Source organism: Flavobacterium sp. MMLR14_040, assembly GCF_033657265.1.
GTDB lineage: Bacteria > Bacteroidota > Bacteroidia > Flavobacteriales > Flavobacteriaceae > Flavobacterium.
The window spans coordinates 266,706-275,823 of record NZ_JAWVWO010000006.1 but is presented as its reverse complement, the minus strand read 5'-3'; the positions used below and the strand labels follow the sequence as shown (position 1 = coordinate 275,823).

11 protein-coding genes and 1 tRNA gene are annotated in these 9,118 nt (G+C 32.2%); 1 reads left to right on the top strand and 11 read right to left on the bottom strand.

Translation table 11 applies throughout. From position 1 onward, the window contains the following. Window positions 1-85: 85 nt before the first annotated feature. The 8 genes from tpiA to SD960_RS11110 form a co-directional block, all read right to left on the bottom strand. Complete coding sequence (gene tpiA / locus SD960_RS11145) at window positions 86-838, bottom strand: triose-phosphate isomerase (RefSeq protein ID WP_318803074.1); 753 nt, start codon at window positions 836-838, stop codon at window positions 86-88. Window positions 839-938: 100 nt separating this feature from the next. Further along, complete coding sequence (locus SD960_RS11140; protein WP_318803073.1) at window positions 939-1,433, bottom strand: TlpA disulfide reductase family protein; 495 nt, start codon at window positions 1,431-1,433, stop codon at window positions 939-941. Window positions 1,434-1,837: 404 nt separating this feature from the next. Continuing rightward, window positions 1,838-2,302: a hypothetical protein gene (locus tag SD960_RS11135; protein WP_318803072.1), complete on the bottom strand. Its 465-nt coding sequence runs from the start codon at window positions 2,300-2,302 to the stop codon at window positions 1,838-1,840. A 46-nt stretch (window positions 2,303-2,348) separates the two neighbouring features. Then, window positions 2,349-3,011: a dienelactone hydrolase family protein gene (locus tag SD960_RS11130; RefSeq protein WP_318803071.1), complete on the bottom strand. Its 663-nt coding sequence runs from the start codon at window positions 3,009-3,011 to the stop codon at window positions 2,349-2,351. 76 nt (window positions 3,012-3,087) lie between these two features. Then, window positions 3,088-3,240 carry a hypothetical protein gene (locus tag SD960_RS11125; RefSeq protein ID WP_318803069.1) on the bottom strand — a complete coding sequence of 51 codons (153 nt, stop codon included), beginning with the start codon at window positions 3,238-3,240 and terminating at the stop codon, window positions 3,088-3,090. Then, window positions 3,237-3,710 carry a DUF6934 family protein gene (locus SD960_RS11120; protein ID WP_318803066.1) on the bottom strand — a complete coding sequence of 158 codons (474 nt, stop codon included), beginning with the start codon at window positions 3,708-3,710 and terminating at the stop codon, window positions 3,237-3,239. The genes SD960_RS11125 and SD960_RS11120 overlap by 4 nt, the downstream gene beginning before the upstream one ends. 106 nt (window positions 3,711-3,816) lie before the next feature. Then, complete coding sequence (locus tag SD960_RS11115; RefSeq protein ID WP_318803064.1) at window positions 3,817-4,917, bottom strand: BT_3928 family protein; 1,101 nt, start codon at window positions 4,915-4,917, stop codon at window positions 3,817-3,819. 81 nt (window positions 4,918-4,998) lie between these two features. Further along, window positions 4,999-5,538 (bottom strand): DUF1599 domain-containing protein, encoded by a 540-nt coding sequence (locus tag SD960_RS11110; protein ID WP_318803063.1) that lies wholly within the window; start codon window positions 5,536-5,538, stop codon window positions 4,999-5,001. 188 nt (window positions 5,539-5,726) lie between these two features. Here SD960_RS11110 and folP point away from each other — a divergent pair, with 188 nt between their 5' ends. Continuing rightward, window positions 5,727-6,554, top strand: coding sequence for a dihydropteroate synthase (gene folP, locus SD960_RS11105; protein WP_318803060.1), 828 nt, complete (start codon window positions 5,727-5,729; stop codon window positions 6,552-6,554). Window positions 6,555-7,014: 460 nt separating this feature from the next. On the opposite strand, the gene SD960_RS11100 is transcribed toward folP, so the two are convergent. The 3 genes from SD960_RS11100 to SD960_RS11090 form a co-directional block, all read right to left on the bottom strand. Beyond that, window positions 7,015-7,088 (bottom strand) — tRNA-His (locus tag SD960_RS11100). 76 nt (window positions 7,089-7,164) lie between these two features. After that, entirely contained in the window at window positions 7,165-7,881 is a 717-nt protein-coding gene (gene bshB1 / locus SD960_RS11095) for a bacillithiol biosynthesis deacetylase BshB1 (RefSeq protein WP_318803058.1), read from the bottom strand. A gap of 141 nt (window positions 7,882-8,022) precedes the next feature. Then, window positions 8,023-9,102 (bottom strand): chorismate-binding protein, encoded by a 1,080-nt coding sequence (locus tag SD960_RS11090; protein ID WP_318803057.1) that lies wholly within the window; start codon window positions 9,100-9,102, stop codon window positions 8,023-8,025. Between the last annotated feature and the right edge of the window lie 16 nt (window positions 9,103-9,118).

The window sequence follows — 9,118 nt, the reverse complement described above, 5'->3', positions numbered from 1 at the left end:
ATCTAAAATCTAAAATCTAAAATCTAAAATCTAAAATCTAAAATCTAAAATCTAAAATCTAAAATCTAAAATCTAAAATCTAAAATTAGATAGCAGTTACGATAGCTAGGAAATCATCAGCTTTTAAGGCAGCACCTCCAATTAAACCACCATCTACGTCTGGTTTACCAAAGATTTCTTTAGCATTATCCGGTTTTACAGAACCACCATATAAAATAGAAACTCCATCAGCGATATCAGCTCCAAAAGCTTTACGGATTGTTTCTCTGATAAATTCGTGCATTTCCTGAGCTTGTTCAGGAGAAGCAGTTTCTCCGGTTCCAATTGCCCAAACTGGCTCATAAGCTAAAACAACTTTAGACCATGATTCTTTTGCAATATGGAAAATTCCGTCACGCAATTGGTTTTCAACAATGTTGAAGTGATTTCCAGATTGACGATCTTTTAGTTCTTCACCAAAACAGAAAATTACAGTCATATCATGTTTCAAAGCTGTATCAACTTTGCTTGCGATCAAAGCATCTGTTTCGTGAAAAATAGCACGACGCTCAGAGTGACCAAGGATTACAGTGTTTACACCGATACTAGTTAGCATGTCTGCAGAAATTTCTCCTGTAAAAGCTCCGCCTTCAGCCTGGTGAACGTTTTGTGCAGCAACACCAATAGTAGTGTTTTTTACTTTAGCAGCAGCAGCTTGTAAATTTACAAATGTTGGAGCAACAATTACTTGCGCAGTTGTTTGTGCTGGTATTTTTGTAATTAATTCACTTAATAATTCTTCAGTTTGTCCTGCGTTTTTATGCATTTTCCAGTTTCCTGCAACAATCTTTTTTCTCATTTTGGTAGTTTTTATTATTCTTTTTTTTGTTTTTTATTTCTGTATTAAATTGAATTCAGCCGTGACATTGAATTTTGTCATTGCCATTGCCATTCATATTTTATTTTAAACCTTTTAAAGTTTCATTGATTTTATCAAAATCAGTTTCTATGGCGCGGTACAATACAATTTTGCCTGTTTTGTCAACAATAATGTATCTTGGAATCCAGTCTAAATCAATTGCTTTTCCAAAAACACCTTTCATGCCATCGTTCATCATAAAATGATCGCCTTTTAATTCGTGTTTTTCAATTCCGGCTTTCCATTTGTCAGCTGTTTTATCTGCAGAAAGGAATAAATAAGAAACATCAGGATTATTCGCCTGAAGTTCTTTTAATTTAGGCATTGCTTTTACGCAATCACCACACCAGGAAGCCCAAACTTCGATAACCAAAGTTTTTCCTTTGTATTTTTTAAGAATGTTCTTGAAAGAAGTCTGACCTCCATCAAGGGTTAATAATTTTTCAGACAAAGCCTCTTTTGAAAAACTTGTTTTCTGAGCTTGTGAGCATGAAAAAGTAATAAATGCAATAACAACAAAAGCTATTTGTTTCATATTAAAATAATATTTGTAATGTACTTTAAATTGCTTTTCAGGAAATGAATCTGCAAATTCAAATCAGAGCAATTTCATAAATTATGGTTCCGAACAAAGTTAAACAAACAAATCGAATGCCAAATGGAGATTAACAAAATTTGAAGAGTCGTTTATTTTATCACAAAACGGGAAATTTCGGTTAAAAAATCAGGAATGAAATCGTAATAGTTCGTTTGAAAAAGTCAGTTTTTAATTTTTTTTGAACGTTGAACAAAGAAAATAAAAATGGTAAAATACTTTTTTGAGTTTTTACTACGATGAAAAACTTCAAAAAACGTTCCGATTTTGTTTTTTTTTGGTAATTCGAAAGCATAAAAAAAGAGCATATGATTTATGCTCTTTATAATTCTTAAAATGATTTTTTATTTTGCTTGTGTAAAATAAATTTTATAAACTCCTGTAGTTTTATCAAGTTCAATCCCGGTTTTATTAAATTCTACAGATTTGATTCTGGTAAAATTACAATGGTCTTCACTTACTCTCTCAGCCGACACATGTAATTCTAAGATACTTTTCCCATCATAATTTATAGAGTAATTAAATACTCCGGTTTGCCAGCCAATAGAATCAATAACAATACGATATAAATTATCGCTTTTCATGTATAAAGTTTGTATCACTTTACCTGTAGTCAAATCAACTATAGTTACAGGTTTTGTCGCATCAAAATCTCCGATAGCAAATAAATTTTTACCTGTATCTTTATCGATAAATTCAAAGATAAAGCGTTCTGGAGGAGTTGTGCAATCAACGTGATTACCGTCTGCGTCACATCCAAAAGTAGCAATTAATAGAAATAAAATAGATAGTTTAATTAATTGTTTCATAAAAGTGATTTGGTTAATTAGTTATAGGGTTTATTATATTTTGTTTTTAATTCAATTCATAATCACCATTTGCCCATTTTTTACTTGGAGTAATCCATTCATCTAAAGCCTTATATAAAAAACCATGTTTTAGATTGGTGTGTAATTCGATTTGTTTGAAATGATTTATTTTTAGTTTTGAACTTTCTTTTCGTTTAGTAGCGTCTACGCCATAAATATCTGATTCTTCATAAATGGTTAGGATATTTCCGCAGAAATTAATATCCGGAATTTGTTCAATATCGGTGTCCATAAAACAGCCTATAAAAACAAAGTTTACATCGGGATTAGCTAACAAAGTCGAAACATATTGTGCAATATAACCGCCTTTTGAAGTCCCTATTACTGTAATTTTATTTGGAGAAATACCTTTTTTAAGAAGCTTTTTAATTTGTTTTACTATTTTTTCAGCGTAGTCATACGCATTAGTGTTTTTCTTTCTGATTTCGCTAAAAACAATAAAATTATCTTTTCTAAATGACGCTAAGATTTCGTTATATTCTGCTTTTCCATATTCAGGATGGGCAACACTTAAATCGTTTTCTTCGACAAATTTATTATGAAAGAAGAAGATGTAGCGTTGCTCTTTATTTATAATTTGAGATTGGCTAAAAGCAGTAAAACCAGATAAAATTGTTAAAAAAAGAAATAGTAATTTTCGTAATTTCATAAAACATAATTGTTTATATTATAAAAAAAAAGCCCAATTTACAAAAGGACTTTTTCGTATAAATACTGTTATTAAATTATAAATTCAAATTAAAAGTAAGCTTATTTACTTCTTCTTGTTTATTGGATTGTATAATTTTTAAATTGTCTAATTTTTTATCAATTTTTACCTTAGAGTTTACAGAAACATTCTTGTTTTCAGTTAAAACTTTCTTTATTATAGTTTTCATAATTCTTTTCTTTTTATAATAAAACCAAAGAAATCACCACTTGATTTGAAAGGTACACTAATAACGTTTCCAAACTCATTTTTTATTGATCCAAAGATAGTAAAAGTTTCGGATAATTCTTCTAAATTAATTGAAATTGCTCTCCTGTATAAACGAGTTCTCCCAAGTGTACTACCTTTAAAAAAGACCATTTTCTCAGGATGTTTTTCTGTAAAAATATAGACTGACCTCGCAACGGTTGCTAAAATTATATCACGGTCTCCATTATCTGTAATTATTGAATCATCTAAAGTATATCTTTTCTGAACTTCATTATAAACCAAATCTCCGAATGCTAAATTATAAATTTCTTTAGATTGAGTTGCGTTAAAAATTATAATTTTTGTTATTTCTCCATTGGGACCAAGGCTCTTAAATTCAAAAATAGTTGTTTCAGTATTTCTATAGAGTTCATAATTTGAATGTTTCATTATTTTAATTTGAATCTACAAAAATATAAAAAATAAGTAAAAAAAAAGCTACAAAATAAATTGTAGCTTTTTGAATTATATATTTTATTAAAGACCTATTAGCGTCTTAAAGTTTCAAATCATCAACATCATTATAATGAACTTTCTGAATCACAGTTCCTTTTTGTAAAACCACAATACTAGGATTTGCTCTTTCGATTGTTTTTAAAGTTGTAGCATCACAGAAATAAAAGTCAACATTTAAGCCATATTGTTTTTTGGCTTTTGCAATTTCATCAGTTCCGGAAGCAGTCATCGCGATAACTTTATATCCTTTTGCTTTTGCTGCTTTATTTACGTCTTCTAACTTTTTCATTCCTTCAGGATTTGATAAAGCTAAATCGTAGGTTACAAAAATCAATAATTTTGGTTCTTTTAGCAATTCTTCTTTATAATCAGAATCGTCTTTTGTCATCGAAAAATCATGAATTGGCGGAACATAACCTTCTGTAATTACTTTGTCTTTTCTGTCAACAAAAGTGGCACCTTCAGGAATATTCATTAAATCTTTCTCTGTAAATTCTTTGTCAACGCCGTTTACTTTGTAGATAAAAATCATTTCAACTACAGATTTAGGAGCTCCTTCCGGAATTTCCATTCCTTTCTCGATGTTGCTGCCTACTTTAAACGGACGGAAATCTTTTATTGGATTATGGTTTAAAACCCAAACAGCCATAACAACACATAATACGATAGCAATTAGCGTAATAATATTTGTAACTGTCTTTGAGAACAAACGTTTTACCAGCTTTTTATTGATGAATAAAATCAGAATAAAGAAAAGTAAAACAATATCTTTTGTAAACGATTGCCAAGGAGTTAAGTGTAAAGCATCTCCAAAACATCCACAATCTTTAACTACATCAAAATATGCGGAGTAGAAGGTAAGGAATGTGAAGAAAACAATTAAAAGCAATAAAGCCCAGATCGTAAGTTTTGATTTGTAACCTACCAATAGCATTACGCCCAAAACTACTTCTAAAATCACTAAAAATATCGCCAAACCTAAAGCTAAAGGCTCCAAAAATGGCATGTTAAAAACCGGTTCACTAAAATATTCGGCCAATTTATAAGAGAAACCAACCGGATCATTGAGTTTAATTAATCCGGAAATGATAAATAATACACCGACAAATAATCGGGAGAATTGAGTAATGATGTTTTTCATGTTTTGTGTTTTTTTGCCACGAATTTCACAAATGAGAACGAATTAATTTGTGTGAATTTGTGAAATTCGTGGCTGAAAATATTATTTTAACGGATCAAGAATGAGGGCAAAAACAGAATAATTAATCATATCCTGATAATTGGCGTCGATGCCTTCAGAAACTAAAGTTTTTCCTTTGTTATCTTCAATTTGCTTTACGCGAAGTAGTTTTTGCAGAATCAAATCGGTCAATGAACTTACTCTCATATCGCGCCATGCTTCGCCGTAATCGTGATTTTTGGCTTCCATTAACTCTTTGGTTAACTTCACTTTAGCATCGTATAATGCGGTTGCTTTTTCTACATCAAGATCAGGCTGGTCCACGACGCCCAATTCTAGCTGAATTAGGGCCATAATCGAATAATTAATGATTCCGATGAATTCTCCTTTTTCATCCTCATCAACTTTACGGACTTCGTTTTCCTGTAAACTTCTGATTCTTTGTGCTTTTATGAATATCTGATCGGTTAATGATGGCAATCTTAAAATGCGCCATGCACTACCATAATCTTTCATTTTATTGATAAATAAAGTGCGGCAAACCGTAATTACATTATCAAATTCAAGGGAAGTATTCTTCATTTATTGCTGTATATTTGCTAAAATTTCTTCAAAAATAAGGATAAAATTAAAGAGTTTATGAAAAAAGTTTCAAGTTTCAGGTTTCAGGTTGAAGTAGATTGCGCAAGCTGAGCAACTTGAAACCTGAAACAAGAAAAACCTGAAACAAAATTCCTGAAACTTGAAACCTGAAACAAAAAACAACAAAAATGGCTATTAACTGCAAAGGCGAACTTATAGATTTATCGACTCCTAAAGTAATGGGGATTTTGAATGTGACGCCAAATTCATTCTTTGATGGCGGAAAATATAAAGATGAAGACGAAATAATATTGCAGGTAGATAAAATGCTTTCTGAAGGAGCGACGTTTATTGATATTGGTGCTTATTCGAGCAAACCAAGCGCCGAATTTGTTACCGAACAGGAAGAAATTGACCGAATTGTTCCTGCAATTGAGTTGATTTTAAAGCATTTTCCACAAACATTATTGTCAATTGATACTTTTAGAGCCGAAGTAGCAAAAGCGAGTATAGAAAGTGGCGCAGCGATTATAAACGATATTGCCGCAGGCGGATTAGATGACAAAATGTTTGATGTAATTGCAAAATATAATGTTCCGTATATTATGATGCATATGCGTGGAAATCCGCAAACGATGCAGACTTTGACACAATATGATGATATTGTAAAAGAAATGCTTTTCTATTTTTCTGAAAAAGTGCAACGAGCAAGAAATCTCGGAATTAATGATTTAATCTTAGATCCAGGTTTCGGATTCGCCAAAACAACCGATCAGAATTATGAAGTTCTGCAAAGAATGGGACTTTTTAATGTATTAGAATTGCCTGTTTTAGCCGGAGTTTCAAGAAAATCGATGATATATAAAACGCTAAATAATACAGCGGAAGATGCCCTCAATGGAACGACAGTTCTGAATACAATTGCATTGACAAAAGGAGCTAAGATTTTGCGTGTTCACGATGTAAAAGAGGCGTTGGAATGTGTGGCTTTGTATAATAAATTGAATACTATTTAAACGATAGATTTGTTCATTCCGAAGAAGGAGGAATCTCCGCGAGAAACTCTATCAGATTGAACTTTCGTTACGAAGCTAATACTGAGATTTCTGCGTCGAAATGATAAGATTGTGGTATTCGAATGGGATTAACAAAATTGTTATTTAAAATTTGTTGTTTCTTCTCCGTCATCATTGTAAACATAGCCAATGGTTTCAACCATTGGAACGCAATGTATTTCCATAATACATTTTCACAACACATTCTCACATCCATTTTCATAATCAATAATTCATAATCAATAATTCATAATCCGTGTGTCCCCGTGGTTGAAACCACGGGCTATATTCATATTGGAATTTGAAATTTTGTTTTTTTGGAAATTTTGGAAATTTTAGAATTTAAAAAAATTGGAATTTTTGAAATTTAAATTTATCCCACAAAAAAAGCCTTGAATTTCTTCAAGGCTTTAAATTTCTGGGTGGCTGACCGGGTTCGAACCGGCGACCCGCGGCACCACAAACCGCTACTCTAACCAGCTGAGCTACAACCACCATTTTGCTTAGCGGTTGCAAATATACAACTAATGTTTACTTCCGCAAATAAAAAATTGAAAAAATATTCAACTTTTTACATCAAATCTTCTAAGCTGTTGACTGCCAAACATCTTTCGACAGTAAAACCTTCGGCAAAATCTTTGTTAACGAGCCTTCCTAAGTCTTGCGCACGATAATTTAGGCTTTCCAGAAAGTTTTTACTCGTAATTGGCGTTGCAGGTTCTTTTGAATTTGGATCATAAAACTGAGTTTTATAAGCCATAACTGCTTCTACCTTTTTTTCTTCAAAACCTGTAATGTCTACAACAAAATCGGGTTCTAGGTTTTTCCACTGAATATAATGGTAAACCACTTTGGGTCTCCAGTGTTCTTGTTTCTCTCCGTCGATCGAGGTTTCGATTTTCATTAACCCGGATAAAAAGCAAGCGTCAGAAACTAGTTTGCTTCCTTTTCCATGATCAATATGGCGATCGTCAACGGCATTGCACAAAACGATTTCTGGTTTGTACTTACGAATCATTTTAATAACTTCAAGCTGGTGCTTTTCATCATTTACAAAAAAACCGTCGCGCATTTCTAAATTTTCACGCACTAAAACACCTAAAATTTTTGCCGCAGCTTTTGCTTCTTCGTCTCTTGTTTGGGCTGTTCCGCGCGTTCCTAGTTCGCCGCGTGTTAAATCAATAATCCCAACTTTTTTACCAAGGGAAACTTCTTTTAATATTGTTCCTGCACAGCCTAATTCTACATCATCCGGATGTGCGCCAAAGGCTAATATGTCTAATTTCATTCTGTTTTTTGTTTTCTTTGTTTCAGGTTCCAAGTTTCAAGTCTAAACTGCGGCTTAAAACTAAATAATCTTTTTGTTTTTTTTTTATTTCACGTTTCAAGTTTCACGTTCAACAACTTGAAACGTGAAACCTGAAACTTTTTAACAACCCTTTCCTTTAATATTCAAAACTCTTTTCATTGTCATCGATTTATTGACGCTTTCTTCCCATTCTTTCTCCGGAATACTTTCTTTGGTAATTCCGCATCCCATGTACAAAATGGCACTTTTTTCCTGAATTTGCATACTGCGTAAATTTACGAATAAATCAGAACTTACAGTTTTATGTGCAAAACTGCTGTTTAATTCTCCCAAAAAACCGGTGTAAAAAGTTCTGTCATAGTTTTCATTTTCAATAATAAATGCTTTTGCTTTTTTCTTTGGCAAGCCACAAACCGCTGGCGTTGGATGCAATGTATCGATAACTTCTTCAAGTGTCGAATTATCATTTAAAACTCCCGAAATATCGGTTTTAATATGCCAGATCGATCCGGCTTTTATGCTGTAAGGTTCTGTAACAACAACTGATGAAGCTACTTCACGTAATCTTTTTACGATAAAATCGGTAACATATTGCTGTTCGTCTTTTTCTTTTTGCTGCCAAAGAATTTCTTCTTCCAGATTTGCTTTTTGAGTTCCGGCAAGAGCTGTGGTTTCAAAAACATTTCCATTTGCTTTTAACAATTGTTCTGGTGTTGCTCCCATCCAAAATCCAATTTGGGGATGAAAAAAGCAATAAGAAAAAGTCGTTGGATACAAATGAATCAAACGCTGAAAAGTGATCACAAAATCAAGATCGGTCAATTCCAGTTTCTCATTTCTGGATAAAACTACTTTTTTAAATTCTTCGTTTTTAATGGCGCCGATTCCTTTTGCAACTAAATCTTCGTACTGAGTTTTAGCTTCAGGATCAAAGCTTAAATCATCAATTTCATTAAAATCAAATTTAATTTCCTTTTGTTCCGTACTTATAATTTTGGATTGCTTTTCGGGAATTAAAATCAATTGTTTTTCATCAAAAGAAGCAAAAACAAATCCTTTTTCACTGTAATCTGTTACTTTATATAAAGTACCATCTTGCTGTAAAAAGGCAAAAAGAAGCGACGAATTGGGTTTAGAATAAATTACGAAGGGTAATTTTTGTTCCTGGTGTTTTCGGATTGTAGAAAAAAAGTCGTTCATGTTTATATAATTGTTC

Coding starts and splice junctions, on each gene's coding strand:
- tpiA (WP_318803074.1), bottom strand. CDS start 838: ATGAGAAAAAAGATTGTTGCAGGAAACTGGAAAATGCATAAAAACGCA.
- SD960_RS11140 (WP_318803073.1), bottom strand. CDS start 1,433: ATGAAACAAATAGCTTTTGTTGTTATTGCATTTATTACTTTTTCATGC.
- SD960_RS11135 (WP_318803072.1), bottom strand. CDS start 2,302: ATGAAACAATTAATTAAACTATCTATTTTATTTCTATTAATTGCTACT.
- SD960_RS11130 (WP_318803071.1), bottom strand. CDS start 3,011: ATGAAATTACGAAAATTACTATTTCTTTTTTTAACAATTTTATCTGGT.
- SD960_RS11125 (WP_318803069.1), bottom strand. CDS start 3,240: ATGAAAACTATAATAAAGAAAGTTTTAACTGAAAACAAGAATGTTTCT.
- SD960_RS11120 (WP_318803066.1), bottom strand. CDS start 3,710: ATGAAACATTCAAATTATGAACTCTATAGAAATACTGAAACAACTATT.
- SD960_RS11115 (WP_318803064.1), bottom strand. CDS start 4,917: ATGAAAAACATCATTACTCAATTCTCCCGATTATTTGTCGGTGTATTA.
- SD960_RS11110 (WP_318803063.1), bottom strand. CDS start 5,538: ATGAAGAATACTTCCCTTGAATTTGATAATGTAATTACGGTTTGCCGC.
- folP (WP_318803060.1), top strand. CDS start 5,727: ATGGCTATTAACTGCAAAGGCGAACTTATAGATTTATCGACTCCTAAA.
- bshB1 (WP_318803058.1), bottom strand. CDS start 7,881: ATGAAATTAGACATATTAGCCTTTGGCGCACATCCGGATGATGTAGAA.
- SD960_RS11090 (WP_318803057.1), bottom strand. CDS start 9,102: ATGAACGACTTTTTTTCTACAATCCGAAAACACCAGGAACAAAAATTA.